Source organism: Enterobacter huaxiensis (assembly GCF_003594935.2).
In the GTDB taxonomy this organism is placed as follows: Bacteria; Pseudomonadota; Gammaproteobacteria; order Enterobacterales; family Enterobacteriaceae; genus Enterobacter; species Enterobacter huaxiensis.
Genome location: NZ_CP043342.1, coordinates 2,281,222 through 2,297,467 on the forward strand (window position 1 = coordinate 2,281,222; position 16,246 = coordinate 2,297,467).

Genomic DNA, 16,246 nt, shown 5'->3' on the forward strand with positions numbered 1-16,246 from the left:
TTTGTGTAAATAATCCTTCCTTATCGTTATGGCGGCACGTCTGCGATTTCGCACCGCCGCTTCATAGGAAATCTGCATACTCCCGCCTGCGCCTAACTCCTTGTCTATAATCCACTTAACGGGGAATGCGCCCTCTGTCACACCTTGATGAAATTTCCTGAAGCCGTACGGTGCGGCGCATTTGCCCGGTCTACGTTTAATGAGGGAGATATTTTTACGGCACGGCTGCCGCTAAATTTCGTTGCGACAGGAGTACACCTAATGAGCAAAAAATTTGCACGCAGCAGCCTGTGCGCGCTCGGCATGACGATCGTGACAGCGCAAGCCGCAGAGCCACCTAAGGCTATCGGCGATGGAGAAGGACGACTCGATATTATTGCCTGGCCCGGCTATATCGAACGCGGACAGACCGATAAAAACTATGACTGGGTGACTCAGTTTGAAAAAGAGACCGGCTGTGCGGTTAACGTCAAAACGGCAGCGACCTCTGATGAGATGGTGAGCCTGATGGCAAAAGGGGGCTATGACCTGGTTACGGCCTCCGGTGACGCCTCGCTTCGTCTTATCATGGGGAAACGCGTTCAGCCGACTAACCCCGATCTCATCCCAAACTGGAAAACCATTGACCCGCGCATCGTAAAAGGAGAGTGGTTTAACGTCGGCGGCAAAGTCTACGGCACGCCGTATCAGTGGGGGCCAAACCTGCTGATGTACAACACCAAAACCTTCCCGACGCCGCCGGACAGCTGGAATGTGGTCTTTGTGAAGCAAGACCTGCCGGACGGCAAAACCAATCAGGGGCGCGTTCAGGCCTATGACGGGCCCATCTATATTGCCGATGCGGCGCTGTTCGTTAAAGCCACGCAGCCGGCGCTGGGTATTACCGACCCCTACCAGTTAACGGAAAAACAGTATGCCGCCGTGCTTAAGGTGCTGCGCGACCAGCATGCGCTGATCCACCGCTACTGGCACGATACCACCGTTCAGATGAGCGACTTCAAGAATGAAGGCGTCGTGGCGTCCAGCGCCTGGCCGTATCAGGCGAATGCCCTCAAGGCCGAAAACCAGCCTGTCGCCACCGTTTTCCCGAAAGAAGGGGTTACCGGCTGGGCAGACACCACCATGCTGCACGCTGAGGCGAAGCACCCGATGTGCGCCTACAAATGGATGAACTGGTCGCTGACGCCAAAACTGCAGGGCGATCTGGCCGCGTGGTTTGGTTCATTACCTGTGGTCGCCGAAGGATGTAAAGCCAGCACGCTGCTGGGCGATAAAGGCTGTGAAACAAACGGGTATAACTCTTTCGACAAAATCATGTTCTGGAAAACGCCGATCGCGGAAGGGGGCAAGTTCGTGCCCTACAGCCGCTGGACGCAGGATTACATTGCCATTATGGGCGGCCGTTAATCGCCCGGGAGCAGAACATGACGTACGCGGTCGAATTTAATGACGTATCCCGCCTGTACGGCGAAGTCCGGGCGGTGGATGGCGTCACCATTGGCATTCGTGACGGGGAATTTTTCTCCATGCTGGGGCCGTCTGGCTCCGGCAAAACCACCTGCCTGCGCCTGATAGCCGGTTTCGAACAGCTGTCAGGCGGTGCGATTAGCATCTTTGGTAAAGAGGCCAGCGAACTTCCCCCGTGGGAACGCGACGTGAACACCGTGTTCCAGGATTACGCTCTGTTTCCGCATATGTCGATCCTAGACAACGTGGCCTATGGCCTGATGGTGAAAGGGGTCGACAAGAAAAGGCGTCACGCTCAGGCCCGGGAGGCGCTGGAAAAGGTCGGCCTGAGTTTTGCCGTCGCGCGCAGGCCTTCACAACTTTCGGGTGGACAGCGTCAGCGCGTGGCGATTGCCCGCGCGCTGGTCAATCAACCGCGCGTATTACTTCTGGACGAACCCCTTGGCGCGCTCGATCTTAAGCTGCGCGAGCAGATGCAGTTTGAGCTTAAGAAGCTTCAGCAGGAGCTGGGCATCACCTTTATTTTCGTTACCCACGATCAGGGGGAGGCCCTGTCGATGTCCGACAGGGTAGCGGTCTTCAACAACGGCCGCATTGAGCAGGTGGATACGCCCCGCGAGCTGTATATGCGTCCGCGCACGCCGTTTGTGGCCGGCTTTGTAGGAACCTCCAACGTCTTCGATGCCGCATTAGCCCGGCGGGTATGCGGTATGGAAGGGATGTACTCGCTGCGCCCGGAGCATATTCGCCTCAACGAAGGGGGTGACGTTCAGGTTCAGGGCGTGGTGCAGGCGGTGCAGTATCAGGGGGCAGCCACGCGTTTTGAGCTACGGCTGGAAGACGGAGCGAAACTGCTGGTCAGCCAGGCGAATCTGAGCGGCGGCACGGTGCCTTCAGGGTTAGCCCCCGGAGAGCAGGTGCTGGCCTCCTGGTCGCGTGAGGCCATGGTGTTGCTCCATGAGGAGAGGTGAAATGGATATGAGCGTTTCACCGTCCCCCGCGCCGCGGAGCAGGCTAAGCCGTCTTACCGCGCTGTTCTGGCGCAAGCCGTCGCTTGGGCTATTCCTGCTGTTGCTTGCGCCGCTAATGTGGTTTGGCATCGTCTATTTAGGATCGCTCCTGACGCTGTTGTGGCAGGGGTTTTATACCTTCGACGACTTCACGATGTCGGTCACGCCGGACCTCACGTTCGCGAATCTGCGGGCGCTGTTCAACCCGGCCAACTACGACATCATCCTGCGCACGCTGGTGATGGCGATCGCCGTCACGCTGGCCAGCGCGATTCTGGCGTTTCCGATGGCCTGGTACATGGCACGCTACACTCGCGGCAGGTGGAAAGCCTTTTTCTATATCGCCGTGATGCTCCCCATGTGGGCCAGCTACATCGTTAAAGCCTATGCGTGGACGCTGCTGCTGGCGAAGGATGGCGTAGCGCAGTGGTTTCTTAGCCATATGGGGCTGGAGCCGATCCTGACCGCACTTCTTACGCTGCCGGCCGTTGGCGGTAATACCCTATCGACCTCGGGGCTGGGGCGCTTTCTGGTCTTCGTCTACATCTGGCTGCCGTTTATGATCCTGCCCGTACAGGCGGCGCTGGAAAGGCTGCCCGCGTCTTTACTGCAGGCATCGGCTGACCTCGGCGCGCGTCCTCGCCAGACCTTCCGCTACGTTGTTTTGCCGCTGGCGATACCTGGCATTGCGGCGGGGTCGATATTCACCTTCTCCCTGACGCTGGGGGATTTTATCGTCCCGCAGCTGGTGGGGCCGCCCGGGTATTTCATCGGCAACATGGTCTATTCCCAACAGGGCGCTATCGGCAATATGCCCATGGCGGCCGCGTTCACGCTGGTGCCGATTGTTCTTATCTCTCTCTATCTGGCGTTCGTGAAGCGTCTGGGAGCGTTCGATGCACTCTGAGCGCGCACCGCTGTTCCTGAAAGTGGCGGCCTGGGGCGGGGTTATCTTCCTGCATTTCCCGCTGCTGATCATCGCCACCTATGCCTTCAATACGGAAGATGCCGCCTTTAGCTTCCCGCCGCAGGGGCTGACGCTGAAGTGGTTTAGCGTGGCGGCAGGACGAGGCGATATCATTGAATCAGTGACGTTGTCACTTCAAATCGCTGCGCTCTCTACCGCCATTGCGCTGGTACTTGGCACGCTTGCTGCAGCAGCGCTGTGGCGCAGCGAGTTCTTTGGCAAAAATGCCGTTTCTCTGCTGCTGTTGTTGCCGATTGCCCTGCCGGGCATTATCACCGGCCTGGCGCTGCTGACGGCGTTCAAGACCATCAATCTGGAGCCGGGGTTTTTCACCATAGTCGTTGGGCACGCCACCTTCTGCGTGGTGGTGGTGTTTAACAACGTGATTGCCCGGTTCAGGCGCACCTCCTGGAGCCTGGTTGAGGCGTCGATGGATTTAGGTGCCGACGGCTGGCAAACCTTCCGCTACGTGGTGCTACCCAACCTTGGGTCAGCGCTGCTGGCGGGCGGCATGCTGGCGTTTGCACTGTCGTTTGATGAGATTATCGTGACGACATTTACGGCGGGGCACGAGCGCACGTTACCGCTGTGGTTGCTGAACCAGCTTGGCCGTCCCCGCGACGTGCCGGTGACCAACGTGGTCGCGCTGCTGGTGATGCTGGTCACAACCATCCCCATTCTGGGAGCCTGGTGGCTAACCCGCGACGGCGAAGATATCGCTGGCAGCGGAAAATAACGTCGATTTCAACGGGACAATGCTATGCAAAATCTACTGCTGATTAATGGTGAACTGATTGCCGGCGAAGGGGAAAAACAGCCGGTCTATAATCCCGCCACCGGAGAGGTGCTGCTGGAGATCGCTGAAGCCTCTGCTGCACAGGTGGATGCCGCCGTGCAGGCAGCCGATCGCGCGTTTGGAGCCTGGGGCCAGACGACGCCAAAAGCCCGTTCTGAATATCTGTTAAGGCTGGCAGATGTGATTGAAGCGCATGCGCAGGAGTTTGCTCGACTGGAGTCCCTAAACTGCGGCAAGCCGCTGCACTGCGCGTTGGGGGATGAAATTCCCGCCGTGGTCGATGTCTTCCGCTTCTTTGCCGGGGCGGCACGCTGCCTGAACGGGCTTGCCGCCGGGGAATATCTTGAGGGGCATACCTCGATGATCCGCCGCGATCCGGTAGGCGTGGTTGCCTCCATTGCGCCGTGGAACTACCCGCTGATGATGGCGGCCTGGAAGCTGGCGCCCGCGCTGGCGGCAGGAAACTGCGTGGTCATAAAGCCCTCCGAGATCACCCCGCTGACGGCCCTGAAGCTCGCTGAGCTGGCCAAAGAGATCTTCCCGGCGGGCGTGCTGAATGTTCTCTTTGGACGCGGCAAAACCGTGGGCGACCCGCTCACCGGGCATGTGAAGGTGCGCATGGTCTCGCTTACCGGCTCCATTGCGACCGGAGAGCATATCATCGGCCATACGGCCTCGACGGTTAAACGTACGCATATGGAGCTGGGCGGTAAAGCGCCGGTTATTGTCTTTGACGATGCCGATCTGGATGCGGTGGTGGAAGGTGTGCGCACCTTCGGCTTCTACAATGCCGGACAGGATTGTACCGCGGCCTGCCGCATCTATGCCCAGAAGGGAATTTATGATGCGCTGGTTGAAAAGCTCGGGGCCGCCGTTGCCAGCCTGAAGATGGGCGCGCCGGAAGATGAGTCCACCGAGCTGGGTCCGCTGAGTTCTGCTGCTCACCTGGCGCGCGTTTGCAGTGCGGTTGATGACGCCAAAGCGCTGGGCCATATCAGCGTCGTGACCGGCGGGAGCAAGAAAGAGGGGCCCGGTTATTACTTCCAGCCAACCCTGCTGGCCGGAGCGAAGCAGGATGACGCGATCGTTCAGCGCGAGGTGTTTGGTCCCGTGGTCAGCGTGACGGCGTTCGACGATGAGGCGCAGGTGCTGGCCTGGGCCAACGATTCCCAATACGGGCTTGCCTCGTCCGTCTGGACAACCGACGTTGGGCGCGCGCATCGCCTGAGCGCGCGGCTGCAGTACGGCTGCACCTGGGTCAATACCCATTTCATGCTGGTGAGCGAAATGCCTCACGGCGGCATGAAGCTATCGGGCTACGGGAAGGATATGTCGGTGTACGGGCTGGAGGATTATACCGTCGTGCGGCATGTCATGATAAAACACTAAGAGCAGAACCCCGGCAGCCTTCGCTGCCGGGTATTTCGTCCTACCAGCCGCATACCTCGTGTTCATTTTCGGTATCGTAAGCCCGGACGGTATTCACCAGGTCTTTGACCACGTCTGCCGCGACGTCAGGGATTAACAGCTCCATCGGGGCCTGAGTTTCATAATCCACCGACACGCCGTTGCTGTTATTGGTGACGGTCACGGTATAAGTTGCCTTACCCATGGTTTACTCCTTATGCGTGTTAACCACTTTACCAATACCCGCACCGGTCAGCGTGACCTCAGGATCGGCGAAAAAGTCGATATTGAAGTAGGTATCGTCGGTTAACAGCTCGATGCGGTGCCACTTCTGCGGCGGGGAAATGCCAAAAGAACCGGCTTCAATCACCAGCTCAAGATCCGGCTCCGTGGCATCGCCATCGGCAAAGCCAAAATAGCGCACGGCACCCTGCATAACGGACAGGCGCCCGTAGACCCCGGCTTTTGTATTGTGATGGGTGAAGAGGGCCTGCGGCGCGGTTTCTTTATTCCAGAACGGGGTGGCGCGGGTATGAACAAAATTCTCAGGAATACGTAGCATAATGGTTTCCTTTTCGGTGTCAGGCACTTAAAGAGACTTCAGCACGTCGGGTTCGACAAAGAAGTCGATATTAAACAGGGTGTCATCCGTCATGACTTCGATGTGGTGCCATCTCTCAGGCGGAAAAACGCCGAAATGACCCGCATCGATAATCAGCTCGCTGTCAGGCTCTGGCGTGAATTCATCAGCATAGCCTAAATAACGTACCGCTCCCTGCGAGACCGAAAGGCGAGGATAAACGCCAGGGCAAGTGCCCGTGTCGAGATGCCGCTGAAAAATTCCTGCGGGTGCCGTCTCTTTGTTCCAGAAAGGTGTGGAACGGGTGTGAATACAACTTTGCGGAATGCGTAGCATGTGTCCTCCCTTAAAAGCCTGCCTCTATTACACTGCTTTCTGACGGGGAGGATTTATCAAAAAGTGCATTTATAATGCATGTTATCCCAAAAGATGACCTGGCTTGCCCTACGATTGTTACATGCCATACCCAGTTGTTATTATCCATAATAATTAAGTGGTTATGATGTAACGAAAAAACTTGATCTGTGTCAACGTATGACGCATATTGCGTGCGGTTATTTTTACGGCACAGGTAAACAGGTAAACAGAATGACGTTGTATCATAAGATGTTGGTTTTTTACGCAATCATGGCGTCCATCTGCGCACTTATTACCTGGTTCCTGACAAAAGATAAAAAACGTATTCGGCTGCTGAGCGCATTTCTGGTCGGGTCTACCTGGCCGATGAGCTTCCCCGTTGCGCTGCTGATTTCACTTTTCTGAACCACGCTTCCCGTTTTAAAAACCGGCTATAGCATTCCTGTACTGATGGCTGTATAAATACACAGTACATCAACAAAGGAATGCTTATGAACAGCTTGTATTCACAGATAGCCGGCTGCCATGTACGCTGGCACGATCTTCCCGGCACCGGCGATCCCTTGGTGTTCGTCCACGGTCTTGGCTGTGCCTCTTCTTATGAATATCCCCGCGTAGTAAGTGACCCTCATTTTGGTACGCGCAGAGCCATTCTTATCGATCTCCCCGGCAGCGGCTACAGCGACAAACCCGCAGACTATAGCTATCGCACCAGCCAGCAGGCGCAGGTGGTCGTTGAGGTGTTGAAATACCTCAAACTCGAATCGTTCTGGCTGTATGGGCACAGCATGGGGGGCAGTATTGCCATCGAAACGGCGGCCTTGCTCCCCTCCGGCCTGAAGGGACTGATCGTCTCAGAGCCTAATTTCCATGCGGGTGGCGGCACGTTCAGCCGCGGAATTGCCGCGCAGGCCGAGTCTGAGTTTGTGGAACGGGGATACAAGGCGATGCTCCAGGCAGAGACATCCGCCTGGGCGGGAAGTTTGCAGAGCAATGCCCCATATGCCGTGTGGCGCGAGGCGTCAAGCCTGGTGGCTGGCGTTGAACCCGAATGGGCAACGCAGTTCTTATCGTTAACCTGCCCGGTGACCCTCATTTTTGGCGCATGGTCTTTACCCGATCCGGATTTCGACGAAATTCAGCAGCAGGGCGTGACGATAAAAATCATACCCGAAGCCGGGCACTCAATGTCGTGGGAAAACCCGTCAGCGCTGGCGCAGGCGTTAGCCGACTGCATGACGTAAGCGTAACAGCCCGCACTGCTGCGGGCGGAAAACGTTAGCGCAAAATAGCCTGGAGCTGTTTACGTGCGGCAGGCTGAACGTCGTGCGGATGCTGATAGTCAATGTTATCGATGGCCCGGCTATAAAGCGCCACCAGCCAGTCGTAAACGTAGACGGTAGCAGCATGAACAGGCTGCTCGCCCAGGCGGGTAAGGCGCGGCGTAGCGCTGCTGACGACAGGCGTAACAAAAATTGCCTGACCTTTACGGACCCGGCTTGCCGGACGTTCTGACGCCGGCGTCTGCTCATACCCGAGCCAGCCAACGAAGTTCCCTATCACCGCATGAAGTTGTGCCGCGCTGCCTTTATCTGCCTCAACGATACGCTGCAGCTGCAGCGGCAGATTCAGGCGATAGCTTGAGACGATCAGCACGTCGGCAATCTGCTGTAGCACCGCCGGCTCCAGGCCTAAACGGGCTGCCGCGGCGTCATTTCGGCTCCACTGGCGCAGATGGTTAATCCAGACCTTATGCGCGAGACGCGCGTTGTCTTTGGTCTGGAGAGCGCCGCTGCTTTCCGGCGTGCCCTCCGCGAACAGATCAATCACGTCGGTAAACAGCCCGTTGACCTGTTCTTCCCGGGGCTGCTGAACCGCCAGCAGCGTCTCAAAGGCTTTCAACGGCGGCAGAAGTCCTTCAAGCAGCTCACCGTGTCGTGCGGCACTGTTTTGCAGCATGCGCACCATATTTTCCGCCTGAGCACGTCTTTCGCCCGGCGCAAGCGCGAGCGGTGACAGGTAAGCCTGCATCAGCGAGGAGAGGTCCTGCTGCAATAGCCGTTTCAACGCACGCAGCCGCTCCTGACGCTGCGCCGCCAGGGTGGCCTGTGATAGCCACTCGATCACGCGCTGCATGCTGTGCGTATCCAGCGCCTGCAGCGTACCCCAGCGCAGGCCCGGTTTACCCAGCAGCTGCTGCACGGCCTCATCGAGATTTTGCTTCGTGGTAAAACGCGCGTCGTGCGGCGTGATGGCCCAGACCAGCCCCGGCAGCGCGGACGCTTCGGGAGGCTGTGTCTCTTTGACCCAGTTCAGCAGCGTTTTGGCCGTTTTGGCCGTTTGCGCATGCTGCGCGGTCGCGTTACAGATAACCAGCACGTCGGGCTGCAGCTGCTGGCGATAGTGCTCAAGCAGCCACAGGCTTTTCGCCTGGGTCAGCAGCGGCGTGTTCTCGACGGAGAGCGCCGGGATATCAATGATGTCGACATTATCAAGCACGCAGCCTTCAACCGGCAGCACCAGCTCACGGGTCAGTAACGCCAGCGTGTCGACGGGAATGCTGATGGCGTTAAGCATCTCGCCGTTGCTCACTGGATGCAGCAGCGCTTCCTGGGCTCCCGGCGCGGAAAGATCGTCGTGCGTCAGAAAACCTTCGCCCGGCAGGCCAAAATTATCCACCAGCAGGCTCAGCGGGGCGGCGAGCGTGGGGGCATGGCTGGTCTGGTGGAGAACATGCGCGAGCTTAAGCCACTGCTGGGTTAACTCCTGTTGTTCTCCCCACAGCAGCGACCAGACGCTGGCGCGGGTGCTGAGATCGAGCGACGGAACCAGCAGCGCAAACTGGTGCCACAGGGCGTCATCGATCTGTTGTTTTGCGACCGGCACGGTACCTTGCCAGAAGCGAGCTATCGCACCGACTTCCTGCGAGGCGATCCCCGGAACGCCCTGCGGCTGACGCAGGGCGCGCCATTTTTCAAGCCGGGTTTCAATGACCGATTTTTCCACCGGGCGGATCTGCGGGTGCAGCGTGGTGCGCGCAATAAACAGCTGCACCAGTTCGGCTTCGGTCACCAGGCTCAGGCGCAGGGGGAAAGCCTCATCGGCAATCTCACGCTGTTCACGGGTAAAGCGAATGGCCATATTCGTCAGGGCATGGCCCGGATTAATATGCGAGAAGTAGTCGAAAGTACGCTGGCCGGGCGTTACGTTCAGCCGACCGTTACCGCTGCCGCACAGTGACGTCAGCAGGTGGGCTTTCGCCGCCTGAGAATGGCCGTACAAGCCAATGCTGCTCGGGTTGGCAAACGCGCGGTCGATCGCCTGTTCCCGCGCCTGCGCGGCGTTTAATCGCGCCAGCAGGGCATCGGCATCGTTATCCAGCATCGGGGCGTGCAGGCGCGTCTCGTTAATCCACTCGATTAAGGCCTGAGTGGTGGCAGTCGTCGCAGTCATTTCAGGTATACGCTCCCGCTGTCGATCCAGTAGTGGCTACCGCTATGACGGCGATCGGCCAGAGTATTCAGTTTAAAGGTCAACGCATCCGGTGGAACCGGCGTGCCGTCCTGTAGCCAGGCATCGCTCAGCTCAAACGCTTCCGGGCCTTCCTGCTTATTGCCGCCGCGAAGCTTCAGGCGCACGTTCAGCACGCCGTCGCCCGCAATGGCTTTCGCCAGCTCGGCAGAGTTGATGCTCAGCGTATAAAGCGGCGTCGCGGGCCAGCGGGCGTTCGCCAGCTGGCGGAACCCGAGGGTGACGTTGCCGCGCAGCGGGAAGTGCAGGCGCGCGTCGAGCTTTGCGCCCGGCTTATCGAGGTCGATATCCTGATACCAGACGTTCTCTTCGCGCAGCGTATTGATGGTGTTATCCAGCACGCCCAGATAGCGCACCGTAGAGTAGGCGCCGATATCGGCCGCTTTAAAGTTAAAGCGCGGCAGTCGTAAATCAAGCGCCAGGCTGCAGAGCATCGCGCCGACGGCGGCGGTCGATTTCGGGTTGCCGATGCGCCCCTGCTGGCTGAACGGATACCATTCGTGGACCTGATACTTGTCCAGCCAGACGATACGGTTTACCGGCACGGGCTGCAGGTGACGAATCAAGGCCTGCACGCCCGGCAGGCAGCCCGGACGGCCGGTGATCAGTAAAATATCGCAGCTGTAGTGGGAGATCGCCTCGCACACCGCGTGCAGCGGTGAGGCCAGCGTGAACTGTCCTGCCAGCATGGCGTCCTGCATCTCGCGGAAATTCACGTGCAGCGGAACGGCGAAGAGATCAAACGCATCCGAGCCCGCAGGCAGGGCGTGATCGATGGCCTGCTGAAGGTAGTTCATCACGTTGCGGGTAGGCTTCTGCACAAGGAGATCGCCAAAGGTGGCATGCAGCCCCGCCAGCGGATCGTCGATGTCGCTGGCTTCCCACGCCGCCAGGATCGCATGACCAATCGGCATAAAGAGCTGAAGCGCCGTTTGCTGGCGCAGCACGGCCTGCGTATCAATGCGTCCGGAATCACCAAACAGCGATGCCATCAGCAGGGAAGCGTCCGCAATGCCCGCTTTCTGCAGCTGGGTTTGCAGGGCAGGCAGCACGTAGCGCTGGATCACGTCCAGCAGGGTGTCGTCTCCGGCAACCTTAAACCCTTCGCGGAACAGCAGCTGCGGGGTAATTTTAACGTTGTTACCGGAACCGTCATCCAGCTGGTAATGCGTAATCGCCATATCCGTGGTGCCGCCGCCGATGTCGATTGAGGCAACGCGCAGGGAACGTCCCGGCTGAACGCCCGGCTCAGGCTCGCGGTCCGGGCGGGCGAAAGAGGCGAAGAAGGCCTCCGTCTGGCCGCCAAAGTGGGAGATGGCCTCATTGTACAGCCACACCAGCTGGCCGCAGCTGGCCTCGTCCCATTCCATCTGGATCTCAGGAACCGGCACCACGCTTTTTTCCTGCTGTTTGCGGCTGGCGAAATCCTCGTCCTGCGGGTGCCAGCCCATCGCCTTCCAGACGATGGCGATGGCTTCGAACATGCGGCGACGGAAGATTTCACGCTCCTGCTTCGGCATCGCCGAGGGCAGGGTCAGGATCAGCGTGCGCAGCTGACGCGGAGAGGCCGGGAAGCCCAGGCGTAAACGGGTCGCGACGCTGTTAATCTGCCCCAGCGCCTGCGCCAGCAGCTCGCACAGCATATGCGTCATCAGCGTGCTGCGGCTGTACTGCGGCGAAAAGACCGGCAGGCGCTCATCCTGTGGCAGCGTAAACAGCGGCTCGCCGTCGTCATTCATCAGGTTCATCAGCGGGAACGCGGTAGCCAGCGGTTCCCGCTGGGTTTTGCTGTTCATCTGGCTGAAGCGCCAGTCCTGTACCACCGGCGTTTCGTCCCACAGGTAGCGACGCGGGCTGGAGATCCCGCTGTTGCCTTCGGTACCCAGACGCTGCATCGCCAGCTTGCGCGCCTCATCGCCCACGCGAACGATAGAGGGCCAGACGAAGGCATCTTCACGGCCGCTTTCCACCGAGAAGTGCTGCTTGCCGAAACGGGCTTCAGAAAACTCCAGACGGCTGGTAAAGAGTGGCTCGTTCAGGAACTGGGGTTCGCTTAATGAACGCACCTGAAGCTCGGCGGTCTGTCGAAGGCCATCGTTCGCATCGCCGTGATCTTCAATAATGACGCCGCAGGTATGGGTGTTCCCCACGTCGAGGATCAAATCAACCGGGATAGCGGGCGTGCTGAGCGTGTGCGTCACAAACTTCACTTCAGGAACGGTAAGCTGTTCTCCGAGCATGGACAGCAGGTTAAGCCAGTGTGCCTGGTACTCAAAGCTGCGCATCGCCTGGTGTAAATCCCGCTCCGCGCGGTTTTCCACGCCGGTTGCAAACTGGGTAAAGGCTTCGCGCAGCCAGCCGTCAATCCAGGTCAGGTCAAGGAAGCTTGCCACCTCATCATCGCGCCAGGCGAGGGCGAAACGGGTGCCGTTGAGAATATCGTTCTCAACCGGCGACAGCGCGGACGTGGCGTGCTCCGCAATCTGGCTGTCGAGGGCGAGGGTAACGCGATGGGTATTGCCTGCGGTATCCGGCGCATCCAGCTTTCGCACCTGCACGCGCGCCCAGTTATCCGGGCCATCCACAAACGTGCGGGGCGGGTTAAAGCGCAGGAACGGGACAGGCAGCCATACGCCGTCGAGGATCGCCAGGGAGTGATGCAGCGGGATTGTCGTTTCCGGCTTCACGACTTCCGGCAGGCCGCCTCCCGCGGCGGGAAGGGTGTAGCGGCCATTAACCACGTCGAAATCCAGGCGCAGCAGCGGGCCGTTTGCCGTTTTACGCACGAAGCGACCGTTGTTGGCGGTATCCTGCGGCGTCAGGCCAAAATCAAGAAACTGCACGCCGCTGTTGGCGATGAGCGTTACGCTCTGTTTGTAATCGCAAAGATTAACCAGCATAGGGTCAGGCACCTGCTTTCTTGAACGTCAGTGGAACAACGGTTTTGGCGTCATACCGTGCGCTGCATTCCGCCACATCGCTGGTGCCGGCTTTGCAGGCGACCTCAGGCATCGGATAGCGCGAACCGTCCGTGCAGCGAGCGTTACCGCGGGTTTTGATCATCAGCTCGCCGTTGCTGTGCAGCCCGGAGAAGACCTCAACGCGGCAAACGATATTGTCACCGTGAACCACGCGGGCCGTGCCTTTGTTGTTCTGGATCTGATAGCGCAGGGACGGTGGTTTGCCGGTCACCGGATCTTTAACGTCCAGCATGGCGCGCCAGGTGCCGTTCAGGAAGCGCGTCGAACCGGCTTTGACCTGGTTGGCCTCCATGACCATGGCATCTTTCGGGATCGCGGCTATAACGACGGGCTCGGGAGCGGGCTCTACCGCTTTCGGCGCAAGAACGTCGGCCTGATGCAGCGGAAGCGTCAGTGCCAGTGGTTCGACCGTCTTAACGGGTTTAGGGGCGATGGCTACGGGCGCAGGGGCTGGCATAGCCACGACGGGCTCCGCAGAGGGTGCCGGCTTCGGCCATAACAGCGGGGTGGCAACGGCCGCCACAATCACTGCTGCTACAGGCAGCGACCACAGGGGGACGCGGCGTTTTTTGGGGACAATTACCGGTGCGGGTTCTTCAACAGGCGGAACGCTCATCCGCACTGGTTCTGGCTCGTAAAGCGCATCGTCGGTGATTCGAACGGTCGTTGCGGGGGTAATAAGCGGCTCGTCGGCTTGTTCAAACGTGACAACCGGCATCGGCTCGGGTTCGGGTTCGGGATCGTCAATAACCACCGGGTCAGGCTCGGGAACGAGGGCTTGACGCAGACAGGCGAGCACGTCGTCGCGCGCATTCTCGTTAAGGTTCACAAAGCCCCAGAAGCAAATAACCGGCTTGCCGTCGACCAGGAACAGGAAGTTTTCGCCGGGGAACTGAAAGGCTTTCGAAAGCAGGGAGCCAAACAGCTGCTGTGCCGTTTTGGGGGACTGCATACACTTTTTGCTCAGCGATTCAACGCTGGCGAGGGTGTTTTCCAGGTAGCGCAGCGCGCGGTAGCGATCGTCTTCATCTGCCGCTTTCCAGCTTAAGACCGCACCGTCAACGGGAGAATACCAGTCAACGCGATCCCCGCCGTCGTTCACCTGAGGAATGGCCAGACAATCCACAATGGCCTGTTGCCTGCGCAAACGAAGCGCTTCACGGATTTGCAACGCTGATTCAAAAACGGCCTGTCCGCCGCCGCCAACGGCCTGAAAATCATCCAGATTACCGCTGCGTAAAAGTGTTTTTGCCACGATTTGGTCCCATAGACTTCTTCACACCGTTACTTTAACGAAACCGGAAAGCAAGCAAACGGCTGAGGAGACGCCAAAAGGACTGATTTCTTGCCGCATAGATCGTGACGGTTGTGCTTGACGAACAATGGCACTTAAGGCAAATCAATTTTTGCGCGCTGAATGTAAAACCAGCGAAAAACGCTGCTTTAGAATAACCTGATAGTGTTTCGTTATTTGCCAGGTGATAACGGCTGTGCTGTTATTACTCACCTTTATAATAAAACAATTAAGGTTATAACCATGTCTACAGGGAAAACACTGCTCGCCCTTGCGCTGAGCACGCTTTTACCGGCAAGCGCCGCATGGGCGGCAGGCAATGACACCATCATCTACTGCTCCGAGGCATCACCCGAATCGTTCAACCCGCAAATCGCCAGCTCGGGACCCACTTTTGTTGCCAGCTCGCAGGTGCTGTACAACCGCCTGATCAATTTTGACCCGGTCAAGAACACGCCGGTTCCGTCGCTGGCGGAGTCCTGGACCATTTCGCCGGACGGTAAGACCTACACCTTTGCGCTGCGCAAAGGGGTGAAGTTCAACAGCAATAAATACTTTAAGCCGACCCGTGATTTTAACGCGGATGACGTTATTTTCTCCGTGATGCGTCAGAAAGACCCTAAGCATCCGTACCATAACGTCTCGCAGGGTAATTATGAATACTTCAACGACGTTGGTCTGGACAAGCTGATTCAGGATGTGAAAAAGGTCGATGATTATCATGTCCAGTTTACCCTGAGCGAACCTAACGCCGCGTTTCTGGCAGACTGGGGAATGGACTTCGCGTCGATTCTGTCTGCCGAATACGGTGACGCGATGCTGAAGAAGGGAACGCCGGAGAACGTTGACACCTGGCCTATCGGCACCGGTCCGTATGTGCTGCAACAGTACAAAGTTGACTCGCTGATCCGCTACGTCGCAAACCCAAACTACTGGGATGGGGCGGTTCCGACCAAACACCTGATTTTCTCCATTACGCCGAATGTCGAAACTCGTCTGGCAAAGCTGCAGACCAACGAGTGCCAGATTATTCCTGCGCCGTCGCCGGTTCAGTTTGATGCGATCAAGAAAAATAAAGACCTGACGCTCCACTCGGTGGATGCGCTCAACGTGGGCTATCTGGCATTTAATACCGAGAAAAAGCCGTTCGATAACGTGCTGGTTCGCCAGGCCCTGAACTATGCGACCGATAAAAAAGCGATCGTGAATGCGGTCTTCATGGGGTCCGGCACGGTGGCAAAATCGCCTATCCCGCCGAACATGCTGGGCTTCAACAAAGATTTGAAGGATTACGGCTACGATCCCGAAAAAGCGAAAGCACTGCTGAAGCAGGCCGGTCTGGAGCAGGGCGCGGAGGTCACGCTGTGGTCGATGCCGGTTCAGCGTCCGTATAACCCGAACTCGCGCCGCATTGCGGAGATGATTCAGGCCGACTGGGCGAAAGTGGGCGTGAAGGCAAAAATTGTCTCCTACGAGTGGGGCGAATACCTTTCCGGGATGCGTAAGGGCGAGCACGACTCGGCGCTGTTTGGCTGGATGTCCGACAACGGCGACCCGGATAACTTTGCTGATGTGCTGCTGGGCTGTAACAGCATCAAAACCGGATCGAACGCCGCACGCTGGTGTGATAAGGGTTATGATGACCTGGTACAAAAAGCCAAACTGACCAGCAGCCCGGCTGAGCGCGCGAAGCTCTACGGCCAGGCGCAGGAAATCTTCTACCAGCAGGCTCCGTGGATTGCACTGGCAAACGGTAAAACCTTCTATGCCACCCGCAGCAATATCACGGGTTACAGCGTTAGCCTGATGGGAAGTGATTTCTCGAAAGCGAAGTTGAACTAAGTGCATGAGATGCC

General features: G+C 58.2%; 14 protein-coding genes. 8 read left to right on the forward strand and 6 right to left on the reverse strand.

Going from position 1 to position 16,246, the window contains the following annotated elements; all coding sequences use genetic code 11:
- Positions 1 to 261: 261 nt before the first annotated feature.
- From ydcS to patD, 5 genes are read left to right on the forward strand one after another with little or no spacing between them, the layout of a single operon-like run.
- On the forward strand, positions 262 to 1,407 hold the full coding sequence (gene ydcS, locus D5067_RS10965; RefSeq protein WP_119936535.1) for a putative ABC transporter substrate-binding protein YdcS: 1,146 nt from the start codon (positions 262 to 264) through the stop codon (positions 1,405 to 1,407).
- Between the two features lie 17 nt (positions 1,408 to 1,424).
- Positions 1,425 to 2,438, forward strand: a complete 1,014-nt coding sequence (locus D5067_RS10970; protein ID WP_119936536.1) for an ABC transporter ATP-binding protein — start codon at positions 1,425 to 1,427, stop codon at positions 2,436 to 2,438.
- A gap of 1 nt (position 2,439) precedes the next feature.
- Complete coding sequence (locus tag D5067_RS10975) at positions 2,440 to 3,384, forward strand: ABC transporter permease (RefSeq protein WP_119936537.1); 945 nt, start codon at positions 2,440 to 2,442, stop codon at positions 3,382 to 3,384.
- Positions 3,374 to 4,180, forward strand: coding sequence for an ABC transporter permease (locus D5067_RS10980; RefSeq protein WP_119936538.1), 807 nt, complete (start codon positions 3,374 to 3,376; stop codon positions 4,178 to 4,180). The genes D5067_RS10975 and D5067_RS10980 overlap by 11 nt, the downstream gene beginning before the upstream one ends.
- A 24-nt stretch (positions 4,181 to 4,204) precedes the next feature.
- Positions 4,205 to 5,629, forward strand: a complete 1,425-nt coding sequence (gene patD, locus D5067_RS10985; protein WP_119936539.1) for an aminobutyraldehyde dehydrogenase — start codon at positions 4,205 to 4,207, stop codon at positions 5,627 to 5,629.
- Positions 5,630 to 5,669: 40 nt separating this feature from the next.
- On the opposite strand, the gene D5067_RS10990 is transcribed toward patD, so the two are convergent.
- From D5067_RS10990 to D5067_RS11000, 3 genes are read right to left on the reverse strand one after another with little or no spacing between them, the layout of a single operon-like run.
- A complete protein-coding gene (locus tag D5067_RS10990) occupies positions 5,670 to 5,852 on the reverse strand; it encodes a DUF1869 domain-containing protein (RefSeq protein ID WP_014070439.1) in 183 nt (60 codons plus the stop codon).
- Positions 5,853 to 5,855: 3 nt separating this feature from the next.
- On the reverse strand, positions 5,856 to 6,209 hold the full coding sequence (locus tag D5067_RS10995) for a TehB family protein (protein WP_119936540.1): 354 nt from the start codon (positions 6,207 to 6,209) through the stop codon (positions 5,856 to 5,858).
- A 27-nt stretch (positions 6,210 to 6,236) separates the two neighbouring features.
- Positions 6,237 to 6,563 carry a TehB family protein gene (locus D5067_RS11000; RefSeq protein WP_119936541.1) on the reverse strand — a complete coding sequence of 109 codons (327 nt, stop codon included), beginning with the start codon at positions 6,561 to 6,563 and terminating at the stop codon, positions 6,237 to 6,239.
- A gap of 252 nt (positions 6,564 to 6,815) precedes the next feature.
- Here D5067_RS11000 and D5067_RS11005 point away from each other — a divergent pair, with 252 nt between their 5' ends.
- Both D5067_RS11005 and D5067_RS11010 read left to right on the forward strand, forming a co-directional pair.
- Positions 6,816 to 6,989 (forward strand): GhoT/OrtT family toxin, encoded by a 174-nt coding sequence (locus D5067_RS11005; protein WP_119936542.1) that lies wholly within the window; start codon positions 6,816 to 6,818, stop codon positions 6,987 to 6,989.
- Between the two features lie 86 nt (positions 6,990 to 7,075).
- Entirely contained in the window at positions 7,076 to 7,828 is a 753-nt protein-coding gene (locus D5067_RS11010) for an alpha/beta fold hydrolase (protein WP_119936543.1), read from the forward strand.
- A 34-nt stretch (positions 7,829 to 7,862) separates the two neighbouring features.
- Here the strand turns inward: D5067_RS11010 and D5067_RS11015 are convergent, their stop codons facing one another.
- The 3 genes from D5067_RS11015 to D5067_RS11025 are packed head-to-tail and all read right to left on the reverse strand — an operon-like array spanning position 7,863 to position 14,351.
- Positions 7,863 to 10,037 (reverse strand): virulence factor SrfC family protein, encoded by a 2,175-nt coding sequence (locus D5067_RS11015; RefSeq protein ID WP_119936544.1) that lies wholly within the window; start codon positions 10,035 to 10,037, stop codon positions 7,863 to 7,865.
- Positions 10,034 to 13,015: a virulence factor SrfB gene (locus D5067_RS11020; RefSeq protein WP_119936545.1), complete on the reverse strand. Its 2,982-nt coding sequence runs from the start codon at positions 13,013 to 13,015 to the stop codon at positions 10,034 to 10,036. The genes D5067_RS11015 and D5067_RS11020 overlap by 4 nt, the downstream gene beginning before the upstream one ends.
- 4 nt (positions 13,016 to 13,019) lie before the next feature.
- Positions 13,020 to 14,351, reverse strand: coding sequence for an SrfA family protein (locus D5067_RS11025; protein WP_119936546.1), 1,332 nt, complete (start codon positions 14,349 to 14,351; stop codon positions 13,020 to 13,022).
- Positions 14,352 to 14,633: 282 nt separating this feature from the next.
- On the opposite strand from D5067_RS11025, the gene D5067_RS11030 reads away from it, so the two are divergent.
- Positions 14,634 to 16,232, forward strand: a complete 1,599-nt coding sequence (locus D5067_RS11030; RefSeq protein ID WP_119936547.1) for an ABC transporter substrate-binding protein — start codon at positions 14,634 to 14,636, stop codon at positions 16,230 to 16,232.
- Positions 16,233 to 16,246 lie beyond the last annotated feature (14 nt).